Below are 23,260 nucleotides of genomic sequence, written 5' to 3' on the forward strand. Positions count from 1 at the left end.
GATTTAGACGGGCAACCCCACGACAAAGCGGGCACCCAGCGGATCCGATGTGATATCGGCCTCTGTCGGGCGGATGTTCTCAGCCCAGATCACCCCGCCATGGGCTTCGACAATCTGCTTGGAGATCGCCAAGCCGAGGCCCGAGTTATTGCCGAAATGTTCCGCCGGACGCTGCGAGTAGAAACGCTTGAACACTTTGGTAAGCGCCTGTTCGGGAATCCCCGGGCCGGTGTCTTCGACAACCACCAGCACGCGGTTGTCCCGCTGCCGGACCCAGACGCGAATTGCGTCATTTTCCTCGCAGAACGAAATCGCGTTGGTGATCAGATTGACAAAGACCTGCGCAAGACGCGCTTCCAGCCCGTTGATCACAATTGGCTCAGAGGGCAGATCCGTAATGTAATCGATGCCCTTGGAGCGTGCATCTTCACCCAGATACTGGCCGAGATTGCCCAGCAGCTTGAGCAGGTCAAAGGGCTGCTCTTCTTCCTTGACCAGTTCCGCATCCAGACGCGACGCATTTGATATGTCGCTGACCAGCCGGTCCAGACGCCGTACGTCATGCTCGATCACGTCCAGCAGCTTGTCGCGCTGATCCTCGCGCTTGACCATCCGCAGCGTTCCCACGGCGGATTGCAGGCTGGCCAGCGGGTTTTTGATTTCATGGGCGACGTCGGCGGCAAACTGTTCGTTTGCGTCGATCCGGTTGTAGAGCGCGGTCACCATACCCCGCAAAGCGCGGCTGAGGCGTCCGATTTCATCAGGACGGGCGCTGAGATCGGGAATGCGAATGCGCCCGGGATTGACACCCGTGCCCCGGTCTTTGCCCATCTCTGCCGCGGATGCCAGATCGGCCAGCGGGTTGGCAATGGTCGAGGCCAGGACAAGGCTGAGGCCCACGGAAACCAGCAGGGCCACGACAAACATCTGAAGAATGCGCTCCTGCTCGCGGCGGGCAAGCGCGTCGATTTCACCAGCCGGGCCGGTAATCGCCACCGCGCCGGCGGGTACATTCTGATAAAGAATTGGTGCCGCAGCCACGATGACCGTCTCACCCGCGCCATCCTGTACCGCCTGCACCTGACTTTGACCCGCAATCGCTTGTGGAATAATGGTCTGAACACGCTGCGCCAACGTCGGTGCCTCGGTTTCAGTCGACCAGTTGAGCAGGTTTGACAAACCCGTCCAAACGGCATTCAGCGTGTCGCTGATCACGGTACTGCCGGTCTGCATCTCGGCCTCGGATTGCAGAAGAACCGGCATGTCAGAGGCTTGCGGGGCACCACGTGTCCAGCCGATCAGCGTGCCACTGGCGTCATAAACAAAAACCTCGCCCCCTTCGGGCAAGGTGAGGCCAGACAGGGTATCCTTGACGTCCAGGTTCCCGGCATTCTGCCCGGTTTGCTGTACGCCCTGACGCAACTGGGTTTCAAAAACGTTGCTGACAAGTTGCGCATCGCCCAGCAGATTGCGGGCGGTCTGCTGAACCTTCTCTTTTCGCGAGTCGTCCAGATACAACAACCCGGTGACCAGGATCACCAGAGCGATCAGGTTGAACGTGATGATTTTGCGCGCCAGGGGCGAACCACGCAGCGAAAACAGGTTTCTCCGCGATCGCTTTTCCCTCAGCTCCGCTGACTCGGGGTCCTGGGGAATGACCCAGTCATCCCCAAGAACGACGTCACCGTCGCGCAATTCGCTGGCTTGTTCGGTGTCGCGCACGAGACCCCATTACCTCTTGCAGGCGGCCGCGCCTATTCTTCGTTGTACCGGTAACCGATACCATACAAGGTCTCAATCGCCGAGAACTCGGGATCAGCCGCGCGCATCTTTTTTCGCAGACGCTTTATGTGGCTGTCGATCGTCCGATCATCCACATAGACCTGGTCATCATAGGCGACATCCATCAACTGGTCGCGGCTTTTGACGAATCCCGGACGTTGGGCCAGGGCCTGAAGCAGCAGGAACTCGGTCACGGTCAGGGACACATCATTGCCTTTCCAGCTGACCGCATGGCGCAGCGGATCCATCCTCAGGTCGCCGCGTTCCATGACTTTGGTGTCATTGTTGCTGGATGCGACCGCATCGCCGCTTGTCGCCTCTTGGCGGCGCAGCAAGGCCCGAATGCGTTCGACCAGCAAACGCTGCGAAAAAGGCTTCTTTACATAGTCATCCGCGCCCATGCGCAGGCCCAGTACCTCGTCGATCTCATCGTCTTTCGAGGTCAGGAAGATCACCGGCATCTGCGTCTTCTGACGCAGCCGTTGCAACAGATCCATGCCGTCCATCCGCGGCATCTTAATATCCAGAACAGCCATGTCCGGCAGTTTCTTGTTGAACGCATCCAACGCGGCCTGGCCATCATTATATGTTTCAACCTCGAAACCTTCGGCTTCGAGGGTCATGGATACAGACGTAAGAATGTTTCTATCGTCATCCACAAGTGCAATCTTTGACATCGGGCTCACCCCTATTCCTGCTCACTCGCGCAATAATTCGCTTATTTGTAAGGCATTGTTGGCGGTTTTAAGACGCCGAATCAATCCGTAACTGCGAATCATGCCTTTGTTGCGGCAGGTCTGCGGCAAATTTGCCTTGATGCCCGCAAAAATCTGCCCGCTTTTCCGACATTGAATTTCTGATGGCGCTAAACCCGAACTTGGTTGCGCTAACTGCGTCAAAGCCGCCTGTTCATGCCATGAACGACCGTGATAAGACGCGCTCAGCCGCCGGTTTTCCCGGCTCACTGCCCCAAAGGCGCAACGGCCAACGACCTTCGCGCCGCCACAGGAGAAGACACACATGACATCTGGACGGGTTAACCCGCAATTCCGCCTCGAAGATCAGGGCATCGAGGGTCTGGGCAATGTCTATTACAACTTCATGGAACCGGCGCTGATCGAAGAGGCGCTAAAGCGCGGCGAAGGCACACTTGGCAATGGTGGAGCGTTCCTAGTTACCACAGGAAAGTTCACCGGCCGGTCGCCCAAGGACAAACACGTGGTCAAGACCGACAGCGTTGCCGAAACCATCTGGTGGGAAAACAATGCCGAAATGAGCACGGAGGGCTTTGACGCACTGTACGAAGACATGCTGGCCCACATGAAGGGCCGCGATTATTTTGTGCAGGACCTCGTCGGTGGCGCGGACCCGGCTTACGCAATCAATGTACGAATGATTACCGAACTGGCATGGCACAACTTGTTCATCCGCCACCTGCTGCGTCGCCCGGACCGCGAAGACCTGGATGAGTTCACGGCCGATTTCACCGTCATCAACTGCCCCAGCTTTCAGGCCGACCCGGCAAAGCACGGTTGCCGCAGCGAGACCGTGATTGCAATGAATTTCGACCGCAAACTGATCCTGATCGGCGGCACTGAATATGCCGGTGAAAACAAGAAGTCCGTTTTCACCCTGCTGAACTACATGCTTCCTGAAAAAGGCGTGATGCCGATGCATTGTTCGGCCAACCATGCTGTTGGCAACCCGGTCGATACGGCCGTGTTCTTTGGCCTGTCCGGCACCGGAAAGACCACCTTGTCCGCCGATCCTTCGCGCATACTGATCGGGGATGACGAGCACGGCTGGTCCGATCGCGGCACCTTCAACTTCGAAGGCGGTTGCTATGCCAAGACCATCAACCTGAATGCCGAGGCAGAGCCGGAAATCTATGCCACCACTTCGAAGTTCGGAACCGTGATCGAAAACATGGTCTTCGACCCCGAAACCAAGGAACTGGATTTCGACGATGACTCTCTGACCGCCAACATGCGCTGCGCCTATCCGCTCGAGTATATCTCGAACGCATCCAAAAGCGCATTGGGTGGTCACCCGAAGAATATCATCATGCTGACCTGCGATGCATTTGGCGTTCTGCCACCGATCGCGCGGCTGACGCCGGCCCAGGCCATGTATCACTTCCTGTCGGGTTTCACGTCAAAAGTGGCCGGGACCGAACGCGGCATCACCGAGCCGCAGCCGACATTCTCGACCTGTTTCGGCGCGCCGTTCATGCCCCGTCGCCCTGAGGAATACGGCAACCTGTTGCGGGACAAGATCGCCCAGCACGGCGCGACCTGCTGGCTTGTGAACACCGGCTGGACCGGCGGCGCCTATGGCGTGGGCAGCCGGATGCCGATCCGCGCGACACGCGCCTTGCTGACCGCCGCTCTGGAAGGGTCTCTGCGCGACGCCGAGTTCCGCAAGGATGCAAATTTCGGCTTTGACGTTCCGGTCTCGGTGCCGGGGGTTGCCGAAGTTCTGCTGGACCCGCGCCGTACCTGGGACGATCAGGCAGCCTTCGACAAACAGGCCGAAAAACTGGTGCAGATGTTTGCCGAGAACTTTGAACAATATCTGCCCTTCATCGACGACGACATCAAAGCCGTCGCAATTGGATAAGACAGGAAGAGGGGCCACAGCGCCCCTTTTTTATTTAGCCCACTGTACTTCTTGCTAAGGTTGTTTGTCGCAAAAAGCACATACAATTGCGTTGTTTCAAAATGCAATTTGCGCTAGCCCTGATAGTCGCTGAGACGAAAAAACCCGGCACTTTTGCGCCGGGCACTGACTGAAATTAGATTGGGAGTCGCTCATGTGCGCACACTCACAACGCTGGATTGAGCAACCTAATCAGTCACCTAGTCTAAGCGAGAGGGGATGAGTGTCAATACGAGACTTGCTGACTTGCGCGTCATTCAGCATGGCTCAAACAGTCGCAATTAGGCGGCAAATGGCACGGCAAACGATAGGTAACATTATGACTGAGATCTCGAAACTCACCGAACTGCGCAAGCTGATGCAAAGCATGGAGCGTACGTTAGGCTTGGAGAAACTATCTCCGGTTGAACGCGACATCTACTATGCCGCCGAAGAGCTTTCCAAGTCCGATCAGGAAGTGCGCACATTCGGTTTGATCGAGCACACGTTGGTTCAAAGTGTTTCGCGCCCAACATTCTTTCGCGCGCTGAAATCGCTGGTCGAAAAAGGCTATCTTTCTCAAAGCGGCAGCGCCAACCGGGGACGGTACATCGTTCATGCACCCAAATGATGCGATCCACCCGCGCAAGAAGCCGTGATAACTTTGCGCGGGTGGGCTACTGAAACGCTTTTGGCCTCTTTGGCCTATGTGCTGGCGTCGTTCCTTACATTCGCCGTCCTGATGCCGTTGCAGAACGTGTTTTTCCCGGAATACCCAAGCCGCGCGAGCCTGTTGTTTCTGCCGCATGGCGTGCGGGTTCTGACAGCCTGGCTGTTGGGGTGGCGCGCCGTTTTCGCATTATTGCCCGGCGTGTTCATCGTTTTTGCCTATTTGGGTGGAACGGATGTGTTCCTGCCCAGCCGCCTGATGGCCATGGCGATTGCGGTTCTGACGGTCCCGACCGTGTTTTATCTTCTGAAGGCAATCGGGTGGGATCTGTTTCCCCGTCCGGATCGCAAACCCTGTTGGATATGTGTGATGGGCGTCGGAATCGTAACGTCCTTCCTTGTCTCCGGGTTGACCAACCTGGCTTTTGGCAGCGCGACGGTGGAATATATCGCATTCCTGATCGGCGATATCTCGGGTCTGTTCTTCCTAATGATGGGCCTGTATTTTGCTTTCCGGTTTGCCGACAAGCGCTCGGGCTGACGCGTTACCCCACCAAACCGCGTCGAAGCAGGTTCAGGCCCGCAATCAGCAAAACGAACAAGGTCGCTTTGCGAAAACTTGCCTGATCAATACGGTCCTGCAGCTTCATGCCTATCCACATCCCGGCCAGGGCCGGAACGATCAGGGCTGCCGAAAATTCAAGTGTTTCTGCATACAGAATGCCTGATCCAATATGTGCGACCAGCAACAAAACCGCCCCCAAACCGTAGATTACGCCCTGAATTCGAATCTGTTCGGTCTTGGGGGTGTTCAGCGCCGTTAGATAGGCAACTGTCGGAGGCCCCCAAACTCCTGACATGCCGCCAACAAACCCCGCCACGCCACCTACCACAGCCTCGACTACGGTCGAGGGTTGGTTCAACGCCATTCTGAACCCCAGAACCTGTAACAGCGCAAAAACTGACACAAAGCCGCCCATCAGAACCAGAAAGACAGACCCCGGGATCAATGCGACCAACTGTGCGCTGAGCAGCAGAAGAAGACCGCCAACAACAAGGAAAACCCGAAAGCGCCGAATCGAGGCGACCGCGGCGACACGACCACCGCGTAGGGCCTGCAGCCCATTGGTCACCAGCGTCGGCAGAATAAGTCCCGCCAGGGTCAGATCCGGCGGCAGAAATGAATTCAACCCCGACACCAAAATCATGGGCATCGCGAAACCAACCATGCCTTTGACCCATCCAGAGGCAAACGCGATTGCCATGGCCATCAGCAGTTCCTGCGGGGAAAGAATGGAAAACAGGGTCATGTCCCCTAGATATCATCTGGTTTTTCTTCTGCATTGCAAAAATGCTGGGGTAATATTTGAACTTTTTCGCATCGTAATAAGTATTTTTGTTGCGCTGCACGTGCAGCATGATATGACCAGACGACCGAGGAAAGGACGCGATTCATGGCCCACGACGGACAGGATATGACCGAGATGACAATTGCTGCAGTTTTGCCCGATCTTCTGAACTTGACCCGGGCTGCCGTACCCGCGGTAGCAGCCGTTTTTGAAAAAGCCCGCGAATCCGTGCGCGGCATGGTCTCGGCGGATGGCCGTATCTCTGGTGCTTTGATCGAGGCAAACCAGACCGCCGCGCATGGACTGGCATGGCTGGCCACGTACAACCAGTCGCTGCAACAGATGCAGCGCTGGGCCGAAGCACTTCAGGCCGAAGGCAAGTTCGGCGAACTCGCGCAGTTGCTTCACCAGATAGCCTTTGGCGAGTACCTGCATCAGGTCGCTGGTGGCATCCCGATGAACCAGGGCGAAGTCGTGCGCCTTCAGGATATGGGCCTCGGCTGGGATGCGCTGTCGGACTTTCAGTCGTCCGAAGTACAGACCTTGATGGCGCAGGCGAATTCACAAGCCGCACGCAGCCGTTTGGTCGAGCTGATGCAGGATCAGGCCGGCGCCACCATGTTCGGCGCGTCGGGCCTGGACGAAGAACTGGAAATGATCCGCGACCAGTTCCGCCGCTATGCGCAGGAAAAGGTCGAACCGTATGCCCATGAATGGCACCTCAAGGATGAGCTGATCCCGCTGGAAATCATCGAAGAACTGGCGGAAATGGGCGTTTTCGGGCTGACCATCCCGGAAGAGTTTGGCGGTTTCGGACTGTCCAAAGCATCCATGTGCGTCGTTTCCGAAGAACTGTCGCGTGGCTATATCGGCGTCGGCTCGCTGGGCACCCGTTCGGAAATCGCGGCCGAGTTGATCATCGCCGGCGGCACGGAAGAGCAAAAGGCCAACTGGCTGCCAAAACTGGCCAGCGCCGAAATTCTGCCGACCGCTGTCTTCACTGAACCCAACACCGGTTCGGATCTTGGCAGCCTGCGTACCCGTGCCGTGAAGGACGAGAACGGTGATTACCGGATCACCGGCAACAAGACCTGGATCACCCACGCCGCGCGGACCCATGTCATGACCTTGCTGGCGCGGACCGATCCCGACAGCACCGATCACCGCGGCCTGTCCATGTTCCTGGCGGAAAAGACCCCCGGCACGGACGACAATCCCTTCCCCACCCCCGGCATGACCGGTGGTGAGATCGAGGTTCTGGGCTATCGCGGCATGAAGGAATACGAGCTGGGCTTTGACGGCTTCCACGTCAAGGGTGAAAACCTGCTGGGCGGTGAAGAAGGCAAGGGTTTCAAACAGCTGATGGAAACCTTTGAAAGTGCCCGCATCCAGACCGCCGCGCGCGCCATCGGCGTGGCGCAAAGCGCGCTGGATATCGCCATGCAATATGCCATCGACCGCAAGCAATTCGGCAAATCGCTGATCAACTTCCCGCGTGTCTCGGGCAAGCTGGCAATGATGGCGGTCGAGATCATGATCGCGCGCCAGCTGACCTATTTCAGCGCGTGGGAAAAAGACCACGGCCAACGCTGTGATCTTGAGGCGGGCATGGCCAAGCTGCTGGGTGCCCGTGTGGCCTGGGCAGCCGCCGATAACGGGCTGCAAATCCACGGCGGGAACGGCTTTGCACTGGAATACAAGATCAGCCGCGTTCTGTGCGACGCGCGCATTCTCAACATTTTCGAAGGGGCGGCCGAGATTCAGGCACAGGTCATCGCACGACGTCTGCTCGGGTGACCGGAACCGGCGCCCGTTTCCCCAACTGACCCGGCCGTTGCGCCGGGTCTTTTTCTTGATTTTTTAGGTTTTGTACGCCTCCTACCCGCGGACCTTCCGTTTTGTACGGACCATTTTTTGCATCTCTGACCGGCAGGGCAACGACGAACCGTGTCCGCACTAATCCAAACTTCCCCCTTTGATCCCAGCCCATTCGCAGTTAGAGCGTCAGATTGACCCGACCGAAACCCGATCAGCACCTGGTACACCGCATGACCCGATCCTTCTTTGCACTTTGCGCCGCTCTGGCGGTGCTCGTTCTTGCGGGCTGCACCGCCCCTGCGCCAACGGCCGATCAGAGCGATGTCGAAGCGCTTGCCCAGTCGATCCGAATGCTCGGGCCGGATGTCGATCCGGCCGAGGCTCAGAGAGCGGCCACCATCGCCTATTCCTACTCGCAGCAGTTGGCGCGGGATTGGAATGTCACCGACCCCGCCATCATCCACAACGCCAAGGTCATCAACGGGTTCCGCGAAAAGGGGCTGTGCAACGATTGGGCAGAAGCCATGACCAAGCGGCTGCGGCAGGAAAACTTCCGAACATTGGATCTGCACTGGGCCACGTCGCCACCGACGTCTTTTCGCATCATCCACCATTCGGCATTGATCAGCGCCAAGGGGGGTTCGATGTATGACGGCATCATCCTTGATCCCTGGCGCAACAGTGGCGCGTTGTTCTGGGCGCCGGTGCGTGAAGATACGCGCTATAACTGGAAACCCCGGCAGGAAGTGCGTGCGCAACTGCTGAACGGGTCTCTTCCCTACTGATCCGGTTCCAACGACATCCCCTATGCGCTAAGACCCAGCCATGACTCGCCTGATCCTGACCCTGCCCTTGTTGGCACTGTTCCAATGCGACAAAGACGAAACCGTCGCCGCCTATGGTGCGGCGGACCAGACCTGGGTTCTGAGGGAGATCGATGGTCAGCCCTATGAGGCGAGCGCTCTGCTGCGGTTTCCCGAAGAAGGCGGGATTGCCGGAAACGCTCCGTGCAACAGCTATGACGGAACACTCAACGCGCCCTACCCGTGGTTTGAGGTTCAGAACCTCAACGCGACGCGCGCCGCCTGCGCGGGGCTCGAAGCGGAAGGGTTCTACTTTGCCGCCCTCATGGCCATGACCCAATCCGAGGTGTCAGGCAATGTGCTGATCCTGCGCAATGAGGACGGGCACGAGATGGTGTTCACAGCCGCCGAATGACCTGATCCACAAACCGAGCCCGCGCTTCGGGCAGCGGATTATGCCCTAAAGACGGAGCAACGCGGTGCTCCAGAAAATATCCGGTCGTGCGCAGGGCCTCTGCGACCTCGACATCGGGCGCAGTGCCTTCACCTCGCAGACAAGGCGGCAGGGGCAACAGCTTGTCCGCCCATTCCCCGGCGCCATTGGCGCTGACGGAACGGCCTGTTTTGGGGGATACATAGATCAATCCTTCGGTCACACCGGTCACGGCGCAGGCTGTCAGATCAAGGCCAAAGCCAAGTTCGTCAAGCAACGCGAGCTCCCATCGCAGATAGGCCAGAGGCCAGACTTCATCCTGCCCCAACAGATCCATCAACTGTTCCGTCCGGGAATAAAGCGCGGGGTGTGGTTCCCGTTCGGGCAGACAGAAGGACAACAGCGAAACGACCGCGTTCAGCCCGGACAGTGCCAGCCGCCCTGAAAACGCGGCTGCCGCGCGGGACCGCAGGGGTTCGACCTGAAAGGTGCCGATATGTTCTTCCAGCCGCGCGCGCCACAGCACGTCCAGTTGCGCCCCAGGTTGCAGGATCGGCGCGATCTTGCGGCTGGTCCCGCCACGCACCACACCGGCGTGGCGCCCGTGGCCTTCGGTAAAGACCTCGATGATCGCCGCTGTTTCACCATGGCGGCGTAATGTCAGGAGTATTCCGTGATCGCGCCAGTCCAAAACCTGACCCTGTTGCTGGTTTGGTTGGTTCGCAGAAAATCCCAAGCGACGTTGGCACGCAAGACCGGAAGTGCTTCAATCCCTTTTCAGCGCGTGTTCTTTTCCGAAGCCGCCATAGTTTTGTGACTTCGCGCCACCCGGCTTGTACGCGTTTTTACGACCCCCAACTGCGCGTCAACAGAAGGGGCTGCACCATGATCGATGACGAACCGAAACCCGCCACATATTACGACGAACGCGAAATCTGGACACCGGACCCAACGGCGGCCGACATGCAGGTCTATGAGACGTTTGCGTCGACCGTTGTCGAACTTGTGCAGGTGCTGGATGACAACAAGCCGATGTTGTCGAGGGATGTCTACGCACGCTTTTCTGCGTCTCTGCTGCACCTGTCCAGGGTGTTGGGCGAGTACGAAGACGGGTGGAACGGCGGACATGGCGCGTGATCCCAAGACATGCAAAGACTGAAGAGCAGAGCATCGGCTTTTCATTGCAACGGTCCGGCACGATATAGCGACCAGACCTGACCACGGTGGATTCCGTTGTGCCTCAACATGAACCCGCCGCCATTCTTCAGATCACCAATGTGCCCCGGCAGAACGCGCCTGCTGCCCCTTGGCCGATGGAAACCCCGTCTGTCGTCCGGGGTATCGCCAGATGCGTACAAAAGAATGCGTTGCTTTAATCCCGTTCAGGCCATAATGTTCTACTTATGTTCTAAAATAGGGTTCCCAAAATGTCTCTTAATTACGTCATGATCGGTTCCAACGACGTTGCCAAGGCACGCAGCTATTACGACGCGGTTATGCCCCGGATCGGCGGAAAGGTCGTCGCCGAGTATATGCCGCATGCTGTATGCTATGAGCTGCGCGGCGGCGGATGCATATGGGTCGCGACACCGTTCGACAAAAAAGACGCGACAATCGGCAACGGAAACATGGTTGGCCTGTTGTGCCAAAGCACAGAGGAAGTGCGTGATGCGCACGCGGCCGCGCTTGCAAATGGCGGAACAAACGAAGGTGATCCGGGGGACCGCCCCCAATATGGCCCAAACTTTTTTGGTGCCTACGCACGCGACCCTGACGGGAACAAGATGAGCTTTGTCTATTTTGGCGACGCGGATTGATGGACCCGAGCATCGTCTGCGACCGCGAACAAGAAAGACCCAAGCCAGCGTGAAGTTCAGAACGTCACACCCGCATGAACCAGAATTCCTATGACCATCAGCAGGTTCAGCACCATCGAGATACCGTTGCCCACATAGATGGGCAACTTGCCCACCACCAGACCATACGCAAACCACAGGAAGGACAGCCCGGCATAAAGCGACCAGGACAGAAGCGACTGACCAGTAGCGTGTTCTGAATGGGTAAAGTAGAGCTTGACCAGTTGCGGAAGCGTGGCAAAAGGACCAACAACCCCGACAAAGACCATGAAGCTTTCGAACCGCTGCATCCAGTGGCCGAGTTCCGATTTTTCCAGTTTCTCAGCAAGCGTTTCAGCCACGAAAGCACCTCTTGGTTGCGCCTGTCCAAAGGGCAAGCCAGCCCTGCCAGTGTAATTGCCGGGGTAAAATAGTCATTTTGGTCTCTGCGTCAAAGACCCTTCAGTACTGGTCACTCAAGCCCTTCTTCGCCCAGCAGGTGCCGCCCCTGACGGTCTTCTACCTCGATCACCCAGAGGTCGGGGTCAAAGCTGCGTTGGCGCTGGATGGCCTGGTCCACGTCACCTTCAAGGCCGGACGAGAGTTCGACCCATTTCCGTTCGCCACTCATCAGATCAAAGCTGCGTTGGAAGGCAACGGCCTGCCCGTCCAGTGTGTTCAGCTTGACCAGAACTGCGCCTGCGGTGTCATCGCCATGGGCCACCACATAGGCCGGGATATCCTGAAATCGCAGCCGCGCCAGATAGGCGTGAACCCAGAATTCCGCCGTCAGCCGCGTCATGCGTTTCCGTCTTTGAAATCCAGCCCCATTTCCGAATACCGCTCGGATTCTTCCAGCCAATTGGGCCGGACCTTCACTTGCAGGAAAAGGTGGATCCTGCGGTCGAGGAACTCTTCCAGCTCGGCGCGCGCGGCCTGGCTGACGGCTTTGATCGTCTCACCCTTTTTGCCCAGCACGATGCCTTTGTGGCCGTCGCGCATGACATAGATGACCTGATCGATCTTGGCAGAGCCGTCTTTACGCTCTTCCCAGTTTTCGGTCTCGACGGTCAGTTGATAGGGCAATTCCTGATGCAGGCGCAGGGTCAGCTTCTCGCGCGTCATTTCGGCGGCGATCATGCGCAGTGGCAGATCGGCGATCTGGTCTTCGGGATAGAGCCAGGGGCCCTCAGGCAATTCAGAGGCCAGCCATTTGCGCAGGTCCTCGACGCCGTGTCCCTTTTCAGCAGAGATCATGAAGGTTTCGGCAAACGGGTAGCGTGCGTTCAGGTCACTGGTCAGCGCCAGCAGCTTCTCGGACGGCACCTTGTCGATCTTGTTGATGGCCAACGCGATGGTGCGGCCCTGTCCGATTTCTTCCAGACCTTCGAGGATGCGCTCGACGCCTTCAGTAATGCCACGATGCGCCTCGACCATAAGCACAACGATGTCGGCATCCGCGGCCCCGCCCCATGCGGCGGCGATCATTGCGCGATCCAGGCGGCGGCGGGGTTTGAACAAGCCGGGCGTGTCGACGAAAACCAGCTGCGCGTCGCCCTCCATCGCCACGCCACGGATACGCGCGCGGGTGGTCTGCACCTTATGCGTCACGATCGACACCTTGGCCCCGACCATGTGGTTCAGCAGGGTGGACTTGCCCGCATTGGGCTCTCCGATCAGGGCAATAAATCCGGCGCGTGTGGTCATGAGTCTGGCGATCCTGTTTGCAGGTGCGCACCCCTATAGCAGAAAGGTCCGGCGGACCAGAGGGATTTGTCGCATTGCAGCCTTGCGCTTGAGGTGTCAGATGGACGCGGACGCCCAGCCAATCCCAGCCCGGCATCAGATCCGTTCAGTGAGGTTCTCATGAAACGTCGCGAGTTTCTTCTTGGAAGCAGCGCCGCCGCCGGTGCTTTGGGTTTGGGAGGGTTGTCTCTGGCGGCCAGCGATCCCGTTCGGGAACTGGTGGTGCAACCTGCCAGCTATCGGTTGCGCGGTCAGCGGACCACGGGGATGGTCAGCCTGTCACCGGATGCGCCGCCGCCGGTTCTTTACGGGCGCCAGGGCGAAACATTGCGCCTGACGGTGCGCAATACCCTGCCCGATTATACTGCGATGCATTGGCACGGGCTGCGCATCCGCAACGAAATGGACGGTGTGCCCTATCTGACCCAGATGCCCATCGGCGAGAACGAGAGCTTTACCTATGAACTCACGCCGCCGGATGCGGGCACGTATTGGTATCATCCGCATTGCATGACGATGGACCAGATGGCCCGAGGGCTGACCGGTGTGATGGTGATTGCCGAACCGGAAGACCCGGGATTCGACAGCGAACAGGTGATCAATCTGCGGGATTTCCGGCTGGACGAAGACGACGCGTTTCTGCCGGCCTATACCGCCCGCGGCGCGGCGCGGGCCGGCACGTTCGGCAACGTGCAGACCGCCAATTGGCAGAGCGAGGCAGTTTATGACCACGCCGCGGGCAGCCTGGTGCGCGTACGGGTGGTCAACACGGACACGACCCGTATCTACAACTTGCATCCCGAAGGGGCCCAGACCCGTATCATCGCATGGGACGGACATCCGGTAGAAACAGACGTGACACGGCCCACAGCAGCCCAGCCGCTCTTGCTGGCCCCGGGTCAACGGGTGGATTTGGCCGTTCGGATGCCGGACGACGAAGGGCAATCAGCCCTGCTGATGGCAAAGTTTCCCGGGCAGAAGCACCGCGCCATGGTCCGGTTGCGGGCCACGGGACACTCCATCGCGCGTGATCTGCGAGAGCTGCGCCCATTGCAGGCAAACCCTGTCGCACGCCCTGATCTTGATCAGGCCGAGTTGCATGAGTTCGTGTTCGGCTGGACCCCGGAAGGCGGCGCCCCGAATGACGGGTTCTGCGGGTCTTTGGGCTATAGTTTCTGGTCGATCAACCGCACGCCCTGGCCGGGCGATGCGGCGCAGGGAACCGGGCCGCTGGCTGTACTGCAACGGGGCAAGAGCTATGTTCTGCGACTGCGCAATGAATCGCCCAATCTGCACCCGATCCACCTGCACGGGCTGGCCTTCGTTCCGCTGACGTCGAACCTGCGCAAACTGCCACCGTTGCTGTCCGATACCATGCTTTTGTTGAAAGACGAGACCGTCGACATCGCGCTGGTCGCGGACAATCCCGGCGACTGGGCGTTTCATTGCCACGTGATCGAACACCAGAAAACCGGACTGGCCGGGTTCATCCGGGTGATTTGACACTAGCCCAGTGGTGGCAGGTTCAACGCCAGAACGTGGTTCGGATAGGTTTGGTCCGCGATACGGAAATCCGTGACGCCGACCTGACGGAAGCCTTTGGACAGGTAGAAATCGATGGCCGGAGCGTTTTCGGAATTGGTCGTCAGCCAAATTTCGGTGCGGCCTTTGTTGCGGCAATGGTCAATGGCCACCTGCAACAAAGCTGACCCGATGCCCTTTCCGTGGTGACGCGGCTGCACGTAAAAGGTCACGATCTCAAGATCGGACAGCCCGTCGATCGGGGCGGGACGGCCCTCTGCCAACCGAATGTACCCATCTATGCCATCGCGGTTTTCCGAAACAATCAGAAGGTCCTTGCCTTCTTCAAGCAGCGCTTCGAACCGTGCAGTGGTGAACTCGGACAGTGCAAACTCGGCGAAGAAGGCGCTCACGCCATGGCGCAGATAGGTGCTGATCCAGACTTCGATCGACAGCGCCGCCAGGCTGGCGGCGTCCGATTCCCGGGCTGGTCTGAGCCGCATGTACCTAGGAAGACCCGGCCGGGCTGAGCTGTTCCAACAGAGCTTTTGCCGCAGCCTGTTCGGCCTGACGTTTGGATCCTGCGGTGGCTTGCGCCTCGGTGCCGTCCTGAAGACGGGCCGCGATGGTGAAGATCGGGGCGTGGTCCGGGCCACTGCGTTTAACTTCGACGTATGAGGGCGGCTTTTGCCCACGCGCTTGCGCCCATTCCTGCAAAGAGGTCTTGGCGTCACGCGCATCTGCCTCGACCTTGTGGATGCGGTCCCCCCAAAGCGCCAGGATGACATCGCGGGCAGCCTCGAACCCGGCATCCCGATAGATGGCGGCGATCACGGCCTCCATCGCGTCGCCCAGCAGCGCTTGCTTGCGACGGCCACCGGACAGCATCTCGGACCGGCCGAGTTTCAACACCGCGCCCAGATCAATCTGACGGGCTACATCAGCGCAAGCCTCTTTGCGGACCAGTGCATTGAACCGTGGGGCCAACTGACCCTCGGACGCCTTTTTGTCGGCTTCAAGCAGCGCAGTGGCCATGACCAGGCCCAGAACGCGGTCTCCCAGAAACTCCAGCCGCTGATTGTCGGGTCGGGTGGACGAAGACACCGAGCCATGGGTCAGCGCGCGCACCAGCAGTTCGGGGTTTTTGAACTCATACCCCAATCGCCGCTGGAACGCCTTTATTTCAGCCGAGAGCTTCAATTGACCGCCTTGAAGAACCGATCACTGCGCCATGTCCAGAAGAACAGCATCGAACGACCTGCGGACGAGAACATGATCCGGTCGGCACGACCGATCAGGTTTTCGTAAGGCACGTATCCGACACCACCGGCAGATTGCGGCAGACGGCTGTCGCTGGAATTGTCACGGTTGTCACCCATGAAGAAATAATGGCCCTCGGGCACGGTATAGATGCCGGTATTGTCCGATGCCTGGTTGCCGATGTTCAACACGTCATAAGACACACCGTTGGGCAGGGTTTCGATCAGGCGCGACTTTTCACAGGTGCCGCCTATTCCAACAGGGCCGTTTTCACAGCGGGGGCGCAGGCGCTGCGGGCCTTGCGGTTCGGCAATTTCGGTAAACACGCCGTCGGGCTGCTGAGGAACCGGAGTGCCATTGAGGATGATCTGGCCATTGCGGACCTGGATCCGGTCGCCCGGCAACCCAATCAGGCGCTTGATATAGTCACGTCCGGTGACCGGATGGCGAAAGACGATGACATCGCCACGTTCGGGATCACCGCCCCAGATACGGGTATTGTCTTCGCCCTGCATCCAGCCACAGATATCTTCGGCATCCACGTTCAGGCCGACGCTTGGGATGATCAGGCTGGGGCAGGATGCGTAGGAATAGCCATAGGCCATCTTGTTGACGAAGAGGAAATCGCCGATCAGCAGCGTCTGCTTCATCGAGCCCGAGGGGATCCAGAACGGTTGAAAGAAGAGGGTGCGGAACACGCCGGCAATCAGCAGCGCGTAGACGATGGTCTTGATCGTCTCCCAGACGGGATTTCCGGTTTTGGCGTCCTCGGCCATTCTGCTCGCTCCAGTTCTTTGCTTGGCTTCGCTGCTACATGCGGGGGGGATGGGGGCAAGTCAAGGCTGCGCGGCCTGATCTTGAACCGGACGCGCCTCGATCACCACAAAAGCCTGCGCCCAGGGGTGATCATCGGTCAGGGTGACGTGGATGATCGCCTCGTGCCCGTCGGGGGTCATTTCCTTGAGGCGCTCGGCGGCCCAGCCGGTCACGTGCATCACCGGTTGGCCGGTGCGCAGATTGGTGACGGCCATGTCCTTCCACGCGATGCCCATGCGCAGACCGGTGCCCAGCGCCTTGGAACAGGCCTCTTTCGCGGCCCAGCGTTTGGCGTAGGTTCCGGCGGTATCAACACGGCGTTCGGCCTTGCGCTGTTCGGTGTCGGTGAAGACACGATTGCGGAAGCGGTCGCCGAACCGGTCGAGCGTGCCCTGGATGCGGTCGATGTTTGCGAGGTCTGTGCCGATGCCGAGGATCATGACAACCGCACTGTCAAAATCTTGTAACTCGCCACCCCGAAGAACCCGGCAAAGGCGAAATCGAACCAGCGGCGGGCGCGGCGGTAGGTTCGGACCATGCGCTCGGAGGAAAACAGGAAGGCATAGCCGATGAAGATCATCAACGATCCAGCATAGAGCATGGCGAAATAGCCCAGCAGCATCGACAGGCTGGCATCATTGGGCGCGACGATGGCATAGATCGAGCCCCAGCTGAGGATCGCCTTGGGGTTCGTCAGGTGGATGGCGGCACCTTTGGCGAAGATCGTCGGCAGCGAACCTGTGACCGGTTTGCCCAAAGCGACCTCATCCGCGGTCATCGCGCGGCGCAGGGCCTTGAGGGCCAGCCAACCCAGATAGGCCACGCCGACATATCGGATCACCTCGAATACCCAGACATTGGCCAGCATGATCGCCGACAAGCCAAGTGCTGCGGCAATGCCCCAGGCGGCGGACCCGGCACAGATGCCCAGCGCAAAGACCAGACCGGCGCGGCGGCCTTCGTTCATGGCGGTTCCGGCAATGCCCATCGTAGCAGGCCCCGGAGAGCCGCCAGCCATCAGCCAGGCCAGCCAGATGGCGACAAAGCCGGGCGTGATCACGCGCGCGCCTCGTCCATCAGGCGACGCATTTCCTGAATGGCCGGCGTCAGGCCCAAAAAAATCGCCTCGCCAATCAGGAAATGACCGATATTCAGCTCTTTGACTTCTGGGAAGGCGGCAACCGGTTTTACGGTGTCATAGGTCAGGCCATGGCCCGCATGAACCTCGAGCCCCAGCGAATGGGCGAAGGTGGACATCTGGCGCAGCGACTCAAGCTCGCGTTCGGCATCTTCCATGCGACCTTCGGCATGGGCGTCGCAATAGGCGCCGGTGTGCAGCTCGATCACTTCGGCACCGATGCGATGCGCGGCTTCGATCTGACGCTGATCGGCGGCAATGAAGATCGACACGCGGCAGCCGGCCTCACGCAGCGGCGCGATGAAATGCGCCAGCTTGTTTTCCTCGCGCGCGACTTCAAGCCCGCCTTCGGTGGTGCGCTCTTCGCGCTTTTCGGGCACGATGCAGACCGCGTGAGGCTTGTGGCGCAGGGCGATCTTCTGCATCTCGGGCGTTGCGGCCATCTCAAAATTCAGCGGCACCGACAGAACCTCCATCAGCCCGTCGATATCGACGTCCGATATATGGCGCCGATCTTCGCGCAGGTGCGCGGTGATGCCATCCGCCCCCGCTTCTTCCGCCAGTTTGGCAGCGCGCAGCGGATCTGGATAATCCCCACCCCGCGCATTGCGCACGGTGGCCACGTGATCGATGTTCACACCCAGACGCAGATGGTTCTCAGACATCACTCGATTCCTTTTGCATGTTCTTGCCCGAGCCTAGAGGCTCTGCCGAGGAAACGGCAGCCGAATCTTCGGCCAAACGCTTGATTTCCTCGAACTTCGCCTTGATCTTGGCGCGGCGGCGCTGCTGATACGTCAAGATCAGCGGCAGGCTGAGGTAATAGCAGATCACCCCCGCAACGACGCCCGGAATGATCCCACCGATCATGTAGGGATAGAAGACGTCATCGTAGAACTGCGACAGCCCGTGCCAGTCGGCCACGCGATCCGTAAACAACGCCAGAAAATTGTTCTTGAGATCCCCTATGGCGCTGGCGAATTTGCCCATCAGCCCTTGTGTGTCGCCTTCTTCGTATTCGGTACCCAGCAGGAAATGCCCGGTCTGAAGGCAGATCACCCCGATCGGAACATAAGTGAGCGGGTTGCCGAAAAACGTGCCGCTGAGCGCGGCCAGAATGTTTCCCTTGATCAGCCGGGCACCGATGGCGGCGACAAGAAAATGCAACCCGTAAAACGGCGTAAAGGCCGCGAAGACGCCCGCCCCTATACCGCGCGCGATCCGGTCAGGGGTATCCGGCAAGCGCCGGACGCGGTGTTTCACGTAATGGAAGGCGCGGGTCCATCCACCACGCGGATAGACGAAATCCGATGCGATCTGGACTGGAGAGCGTCGGTCTCGGCGCTTGAATACCACCCGTGATCACCCCTTCTCAGCCAGCCGCAACCGAAGTTTTGACCTGATCCCGATACCGTTCGACCGCAGCAACATCGCTTTCCGCCTCCAGCATCAGCATGAGTGAATGAAGCTGTTCAAGGTCGCGCAGTTCGACATTGATCAGAAGGCGGTAAAAATCCGGTTTGCGATCGACAAACTCGAGGTTCGAGATATTGGCCTTTTTCTCGCCGATCAATGTGCAAATACGCCCCAGAACCCCGGCATCGTTGCCAATGGTCAGATCCAGCGTCGCGCCATAGACGGCCGGGTGCGTGCCCGAGTGCCAGTGCAGATCGACCCACCGGTCAGGTTCGCCTTCGAACTCGCTAAGCCGGTCGCAATCGATGGCATGCACGACCACGCCCTTGCCCCGATAGGTGATGCCGACGATACGTTCCCCCGGCAGCGGCTGACAGCAGGGGGCCCGGTCGAACTTCTGCCCCGGCTCCAGGCCAATCACCGCACGGCGCAGCGGGATGGCGTCGCCGTCGTCCTTGGCAAGTTCGGGATAGACGGCCTGAACCACCTCGTGCGCAGTCAGTTCGGCGCTGCCGAGGCGGGCCAGCAGCTCGTGCCGATCTTTCAGGCGTAGGTGTTTTGCCGCGGTATCGAGTGCTTTGTCGGTCGCCTTTCGGCCCACATGCTCGAACCCGGAACGGGCCAGTTCTTTGCCCAGCTTGATGAATCGTTCCCGATCCACCTCGCGCAGGGCGCGGCGAATGGCGGTACGGGCCTTGCCGGTGACTGCAATCTCCAGCCACGTGACCTGTGGCGTCTGACCATCGGCGGTGATGATGTCCACGGACTGGCCATTTTTGAGCCGCGTCCAGAGCGGAACGCGGATACCATCAACCTTGGCCCCGACACAGGCATGACCGATCCGGGTGTGAATGGCATAGGCAAAATCGATCGGCGTCGCGCCACGCGGCAGCTTCACCACGTCGCCCTTGGGGGTGAAACAGAACACCTGGTCCGAATACATCTCGAGCTTGACGGCCTCGAGGAAGTCTTCGTGATCTTCCTCGTTGTCGAACTGCTCGGTCAGATTGGAAATCCATTTGGCCGGGTCGACGGCGAACGGGTTCTCGGTGCGCACACCGTCGCGATAGGACCAATGCGCCGCGACCCCGGTTTCGGCCACGTCGTGCATCTGGCGGGTGCGGATCTGGACCTCGACCCGTTTACCGTCCCGGCCCGACACCGTGGTGTGGATCGAGCGGTAACCGTTCGATTTGGGCTGGCTGATATAGTCCTTGAAGCGCCCCGGTACCGCGCGCCAGCGCTGGTGGATGGCCCCCAGGGTTCGATAGCAGTCTTCCTCGGTCTGTGTGATGATGCGGAACCCGTAGATGTCGGACAGGCGCGAGAAGCCCTGATCCTTTTCCTGCATCTTGCGCCAGATCGAATAGGGTTTCTTGGCGCGGCCGAACACTTCGGCTTCGATGCCCACTTTCTCCAGCTCGTGCCGCATGTCGCCGGTGATACGATGGATCACGTCGCCGGTTTCGCGCTGCAAGGTGATAAAGCGGCGGATGATCGACTGGCGGCCTTCGGGATTGAGGACACGGAACGCCAGGTCTTCCAGTTCCTCGCGCATCCATTGCATACCCATCCGGCCCGCAAGCGGTGCGTAGATATCCATCGTCTCGCGGGCTTTGACGATCTGTTTTTCGGGACGCATCGCCTTGATCGTCCGCATGTTGTGCAAACGGTCGGCCAGCTTGACCAGAATCACGCGCAGGTCCTTGGACATGGCCATGAACAGCTTGCGGAAGTTCTCGGCCTGCTTGGTCTCGCGGCTGGACAGTTGCAGATTGGTCAGCTTGGTGACGCCGTCGACCAGTTTGGCGACTTCATCCCCGAAAAGTTCAGCCACCTTGCCATAGTTGGCCTTGGTGTCTTCGATCGTGTCGTGAAGCAGCGCCGTGATGATGGTCGCATCATCCAGACGCTGTTCAGTCAGGATGGCGGCAACGGCAACGGGATGGGTGAAATAGGGCTCGCCGGAATGGCGGAACTGCCCCTCGTGCATCTGCTGGCCAAATTCATAGGCCAGCGCAATGCGGTCAGCATTCGTCTTGGGATTGTAGTTGCGGACCAGCGCAATCAGATCGTCAGCAGAAATCATCCGGTCCGCACCTTCGTCTTCAGGGCTTACCCCTGCCCTTGTGCCTCCATCAGAGCGCGCAGGAGCTTCTCTTCGGACATGTCGTCCATGGCGGGTTTGTCCGTTTCGGCGCCCATCAGCAGCGCCATCTGATCTTCTTCGGGCTCGTCAACCTCGATCTGGGTCTGGTTGGCCTCGATCAGGCGCTCGCGCAGTTCGTCCGCGCTTTGGGTTTCGTCGGCGATCTCACGCAGAGACACGACAGGGTTCTTGTCGTTGTCGCGGTCAACGGTAATCGCTGCACCGGCGGAAATCTCACGCGCCCGATGGGCGGCGAGCATCACCAGCTCGAACCGGTTTGGAACCTTGTCTACGCAATCTTCAACCGTCACGCGGGCCATTGGGCGCTCTCCGTTTCTGAATCCATGTCAGGAAGGGGTTTATCTAAGCGCGAATCCGCGCCTTGACAAGCAGGAAATGCTGCATTTGCACGGATCACAGCGCCGTGACCGCCGCAACCTCTGCCGCGGGAAGGGTCTGGATCATCTCGCCGACCGTGCGACCCAGAACCGGATGACGCCAGTCGGGCACGATATCGGCCATCGGCACCAGGACAAAGGCGCGATCCTGAAGGCGCGGATGCGGCAAGATCAACTGATCCGGTGCCTCTTGCCTTTGCGCGTCGGTCGGCAGGGTCAGCCAGCGATCAAACGTGGCGCGATCCGGCAGGACCTGATCCTGGAAACAGACCAGATCCAGATCCAGCGTCCGCATCCCCCAGCGCTGCGCCCGTTCGCGCCCGAATTCCTGCTCCACCTCGTGCAGCACCTGCAACAGCTGCGACGGAGACTTGTCGGCTGCAATCAGCGCCGCGGCATTCACATAGTCCGGGCCGGCCCCGGCGGGAAAGCACGGCGTGGCAAAAAAACGACTGACGGAGCGAATCACCACATCGTGACGCGACAACGCGTCAAGCGCGCTCTGAAGTGTTACAGCGGGACTATTTCCTCTCAAATCGAGATTTGCGCCCAGTGCAACGACGGCATTTGGCATGGATTTGCTCATGTGATACCCTACATTCGACCCATTGCATACTTGCGATAATCGACAGAAGTTCTAATTATAGGCGTACCAGCGCGCGTCATTTTATCACTCACTCACTCACGTAACGCGGCACGCACTGGATTATACCGGAAGGGAACATTTATGTTTTATAAAGACGAACGGCTAGCGCTGTTCATCGACGGCTCGAATCTTTATGCCGCGGCAAAAGCACTCGGTTTCGACATTGACTACAAACTTCTGCGGCAGGAATTCATGCGCCGCGGCAAGCTTCTTCGGGCCTTCTACTATACAGCGCTGCTGGAAAACGACGAGTATTCGCCGATCCGTCCATTGGTTGACTGGCTGCATTACAACGGCTTCACCATGGTCACCAAACCGGCCAAGGAATACACCGACAGCATGGGGCGTCGGAAAGTCAAAGGAAATATGGATATCGAGCTTACCGTCGATGCCATGGAACTGGCGCCGCGCGTCGATCATATCGTGCTGTTTTCGGGTGATGGGGATTTCCGCCCGCTGATCGCCAGCCTGCAACGGCAGGGCGTGCGCGTATCGGTGGTTTCGACCATCCGCAGCCAACCTCCGATGATCTCGGACGAACTGCGCCGCCAGGCCGACAATTTCATCGAACTGGAAGATCTGCGCGATGTCATCGGTCGCCCGCCGCGTGAAATGCCGACGGAGCATCGCAGCGTCGCTGTTGCCAGCAACAGCTGACAGGACGACAGGCCTGTCATGATGGGGAAAAATCGCGCGGTCAGGACATCGGTCCTGGCCGCGCTTCTTTAACAAGGTACAGGTGCTTAAACATCACCCGAGTAGCAACGATTCGTGTCAGATGAATGACAATGTCCTGTCTGGACCAAGGCCGGGAAAAGACTTACCTGTGCCTCAAGGAGACAGC

28 protein-coding genes are annotated in these 23,260 nt (G+C 59.1%); 10 read left to right on the forward strand and 18 right to left on the reverse strand.

Features of this window, described 5'->3' with window-relative positions; translation table 11 throughout:
* Positions 1-3: 3 nt before the first annotated feature.
* The 3 genes from GS612_RS18125 to GS612_RS18135 are packed head-to-tail and all read right to left on the reverse strand — an operon-like array spanning position 4 to position 2,747.
* Positions 4-1,722, reverse strand: a complete 1,719-nt coding sequence (locus GS612_RS18125) for an ATP-binding protein (RefSeq protein ID WP_171642231.1) — start codon at positions 1,720-1,722, stop codon at positions 4-6.
* Positions 1,723-1,754: 32 nt separating this feature from the next.
* On the reverse strand, positions 1,755-2,459 hold the full coding sequence (locus GS612_RS18130) for a response regulator transcription factor (RefSeq protein ID WP_171642233.1): 705 nt from the start codon (positions 2,457-2,459) through the stop codon (positions 1,755-1,757).
* A gap of 21 nt (positions 2,460-2,480) precedes the next feature.
* The gene (locus GS612_RS18135) at positions 2,481-2,747 is read right to left on the reverse strand and encodes a hypothetical protein (protein WP_216603643.1); all 267 of its coding nucleotides are present in this window, start codon (positions 2,745-2,747) and stop codon (positions 2,481-2,483) included.
* A 55-nt stretch (positions 2,748-2,802) separates the two neighbouring features.
* Here GS612_RS18135 and GS612_RS18140 point away from each other — a divergent pair, with 55 nt between their 5' ends.
* The 3 genes from GS612_RS18140 to GS612_RS18150 all read left to right on the forward strand — a co-directional run bounded on the left by GS612_RS18140 (position 2,803) and on the right by GS612_RS18150 (position 5,629).
* Positions 2,803-4,401 carry a phosphoenolpyruvate carboxykinase gene (locus GS612_RS18140; protein WP_171642237.1) on the forward strand — a complete coding sequence of 533 codons (1,599 nt, stop codon included), beginning with the start codon at positions 2,803-2,805 and terminating at the stop codon, positions 4,399-4,401.
* 358 nt (positions 4,402-4,759) lie between these two features.
* Positions 4,760-5,050: a hypothetical protein gene (locus GS612_RS18145; RefSeq protein WP_152457096.1), complete on the forward strand. Its 291-nt coding sequence runs from the start codon at positions 4,760-4,762 to the stop codon at positions 5,048-5,050.
* A 24-nt stretch (positions 5,051-5,074) separates the two neighbouring features.
* Entirely contained in the window at positions 5,075-5,629 is a 555-nt protein-coding gene (locus GS612_RS18150; protein WP_254705346.1) for a hypothetical protein, read from the forward strand.
* Between the two features lie 4 nt (positions 5,630-5,633).
* Here GS612_RS18150 and GS612_RS18155 read toward each other — a convergent pair whose 3' ends face one another.
* Positions 5,634-6,398: a sulfite exporter TauE/SafE family protein gene (locus tag GS612_RS18155; protein ID WP_171120243.1), complete on the reverse strand. Its 765-nt coding sequence runs from the start codon at positions 6,396-6,398 to the stop codon at positions 5,634-5,636.
* A 144-nt stretch (positions 6,399-6,542) separates the two neighbouring features.
* Here GS612_RS18155 and GS612_RS18160 point away from each other — a divergent pair, with 144 nt between their 5' ends.
* From GS612_RS18160 to GS612_RS18170, 3 genes are all read left to right on the forward strand, one after another.
* Positions 6,543-8,234, forward strand: coding sequence for an acyl-CoA dehydrogenase family protein (locus tag GS612_RS18160; protein ID WP_171642239.1), 1,692 nt, complete (start codon positions 6,543-6,545; stop codon positions 8,232-8,234).
* A 251-nt stretch (positions 8,235-8,485) separates the two neighbouring features.
* Positions 8,486-9,040, forward strand: a complete 555-nt coding sequence (locus GS612_RS18165; protein WP_171642241.1) for a hypothetical protein — start codon at positions 8,486-8,488, stop codon at positions 9,038-9,040.
* 40 nt (positions 9,041-9,080) lie between these two features.
* Positions 9,081-9,473: an META domain-containing protein gene (locus GS612_RS18170; protein WP_171642243.1), complete on the forward strand. Its 393-nt coding sequence runs from the start codon at positions 9,081-9,083 to the stop codon at positions 9,471-9,473.
* Here the strand turns inward: GS612_RS18170 and recO are convergent.
* The gene (recO, locus tag GS612_RS18175; protein WP_171642356.1) at positions 9,457-10,182 is read right to left on the reverse strand and encodes a DNA repair protein RecO; all 726 of its coding nucleotides are present in this window, start codon (positions 10,180-10,182) and stop codon (positions 9,457-9,459) included. The genes GS612_RS18170 and recO overlap by 17 nt on opposite strands.
* Before the next feature lie 194 nt (positions 10,183-10,376).
* Between recO and GS612_RS18180 the strand changes: the two genes are divergently transcribed.
* Together GS612_RS18180 and GS612_RS18185 are read left to right on the forward strand one after the other, a co-directional pair.
* Entirely contained in the window at positions 10,377-10,628 is a 252-nt protein-coding gene (locus GS612_RS18180) for a hypothetical protein (protein WP_152457090.1), read from the forward strand.
* A 290-nt stretch (positions 10,629-10,918) separates the two neighbouring features.
* Positions 10,919-11,308, forward strand: coding sequence for a VOC family protein (locus GS612_RS18185; RefSeq protein WP_152457089.1), 390 nt, complete (start codon positions 10,919-10,921; stop codon positions 11,306-11,308).
* Positions 11,309-11,364: 56 nt separating this feature from the next.
* On the opposite strand, the gene GS612_RS18190 is transcribed toward GS612_RS18185, so the two are convergent.
* The 3 genes from GS612_RS18190 to era all read right to left on the reverse strand — a co-directional run bounded on the left by GS612_RS18190 (position 11,365) and on the right by era (position 13,033).
* Positions 11,365-11,688 (reverse strand): SemiSWEET transporter, encoded by a 324-nt coding sequence (locus GS612_RS18190; RefSeq protein WP_152457088.1) that lies wholly within the window; start codon positions 11,686-11,688, stop codon positions 11,365-11,367.
* Positions 11,689-11,798: 110 nt separating this feature from the next.
* Entirely contained in the window at positions 11,799-12,128 is a 330-nt protein-coding gene (locus GS612_RS18195) for a DUF1491 family protein (RefSeq protein WP_152457087.1), read from the reverse strand.
* Positions 12,125-13,033, reverse strand: a complete 909-nt coding sequence (gene era, locus GS612_RS18200; RefSeq protein ID WP_171642245.1) for a GTPase Era — start codon at positions 13,031-13,033, stop codon at positions 12,125-12,127. The genes GS612_RS18195 and era overlap by 4 nt, the downstream gene beginning before the upstream one ends.
* A gap of 159 nt (positions 13,034-13,192) precedes the next feature.
* Between era and GS612_RS18205 the strand changes: the two genes are divergently transcribed.
* Positions 13,193-14,575 carry a multicopper oxidase family protein gene (locus GS612_RS18205; protein WP_171642247.1) on the forward strand — a complete coding sequence of 461 codons (1,383 nt, stop codon included), beginning with the start codon at positions 13,193-13,195 and terminating at the stop codon, positions 14,573-14,575.
* A gap of 2 nt (positions 14,576-14,577) precedes the next feature.
* Here GS612_RS18205 and GS612_RS18210 read toward each other — a convergent pair whose 3' ends face one another.
* From GS612_RS18210 to folK, 10 genes are all read right to left on the reverse strand, one after another.
* On the reverse strand, positions 14,578-15,096 hold the full coding sequence (locus tag GS612_RS18210) for a GNAT family N-acetyltransferase (RefSeq protein WP_171232680.1): 519 nt from the start codon (positions 15,094-15,096) through the stop codon (positions 14,578-14,580).
* Between the two features lie 4 nt (positions 15,097-15,100).
* On the reverse strand, positions 15,101-15,793 hold the full coding sequence (rnc, locus tag GS612_RS18215; RefSeq protein WP_152457083.1) for a ribonuclease III: 693 nt from the start codon (positions 15,791-15,793) through the stop codon (positions 15,101-15,103).
* Positions 15,790-16,629, reverse strand: a complete 840-nt coding sequence (gene lepB, locus GS612_RS18220; RefSeq protein ID WP_152457082.1) for a signal peptidase I — start codon at positions 16,627-16,629, stop codon at positions 15,790-15,792. Before lepB ends, rnc begins: the two co-directional genes overlap by 4 nt.
* A 60-nt stretch (positions 16,630-16,689) precedes the next feature.
* Positions 16,690-17,109 carry a holo-ACP synthase gene (acpS, locus tag GS612_RS18225; protein ID WP_171642249.1) on the reverse strand — a complete coding sequence of 140 codons (420 nt, stop codon included), beginning with the start codon at positions 17,107-17,109 and terminating at the stop codon, positions 16,690-16,692.
* Entirely contained in the window at positions 17,106-17,729 is a 624-nt protein-coding gene (locus GS612_RS18230) for a LysE family transporter (RefSeq protein ID WP_171642251.1), read from the reverse strand. The genes acpS and GS612_RS18230 overlap by 4 nt, the downstream gene beginning before the upstream one ends.
* A complete protein-coding gene (locus GS612_RS18235) occupies positions 17,726-18,472 on the reverse strand; it encodes a pyridoxine 5'-phosphate synthase (RefSeq protein ID WP_171120263.1) in 747 nt (248 codons plus the stop codon). Before GS612_RS18235 ends, GS612_RS18230 begins: the two co-directional genes overlap by 4 nt.
* Positions 18,465-19,163: a DUF2062 domain-containing protein gene (locus tag GS612_RS18240; RefSeq protein WP_171205740.1), complete on the reverse strand. Its 699-nt coding sequence runs from the start codon at positions 19,161-19,163 to the stop codon at positions 18,465-18,467. Before GS612_RS18240 ends, GS612_RS18235 begins: the two co-directional genes overlap by 8 nt.
* Before the next feature lie 16 nt (positions 19,164-19,179).
* The gene (locus tag GS612_RS18245; RefSeq protein ID WP_170344831.1) at positions 19,180-21,312 is read right to left on the reverse strand and encodes a bifunctional (p)ppGpp synthetase/guanosine-3',5'-bis(diphosphate) 3'-pyrophosphohydrolase; all 2,133 of its coding nucleotides are present in this window, start codon (positions 21,310-21,312) and stop codon (positions 19,180-19,182) included.
* Between the two features lie 26 nt (positions 21,313-21,338).
* On the reverse strand, positions 21,339-21,692 hold the full coding sequence (gene rpoZ, locus GS612_RS18250; protein ID WP_117869873.1) for a DNA-directed RNA polymerase subunit omega: 354 nt from the start codon (positions 21,690-21,692) through the stop codon (positions 21,339-21,341).
* Positions 21,693-21,786: 94 nt separating this feature from the next.
* On the reverse strand, positions 21,787-22,356 hold the full coding sequence (folK, locus tag GS612_RS18255; RefSeq protein ID WP_171642253.1) for a 2-amino-4-hydroxy-6-hydroxymethyldihydropteridine diphosphokinase: 570 nt from the start codon (positions 22,354-22,356) through the stop codon (positions 21,787-21,789).
* Between the two features lie 141 nt (positions 22,357-22,497).
* Here folK and GS612_RS18260 point away from each other — a divergent pair, with 141 nt between their 5' ends.
* The gene (locus GS612_RS18260; RefSeq protein ID WP_117869875.1) at positions 22,498-23,073 is read left to right on the forward strand and encodes an NYN domain-containing protein; all 576 of its coding nucleotides are present in this window, start codon (positions 22,498-22,500) and stop codon (positions 23,071-23,073) included.
* Positions 23,074-23,260 lie beyond the last annotated feature (187 nt).

Source organism: Ruegeria sp. HKCCD6157 (genome assembly GCF_013110685.1).
Lineage (GTDB): Bacteria > Pseudomonadota > Alphaproteobacteria > Rhodobacterales > Rhodobacteraceae > Ruegeria.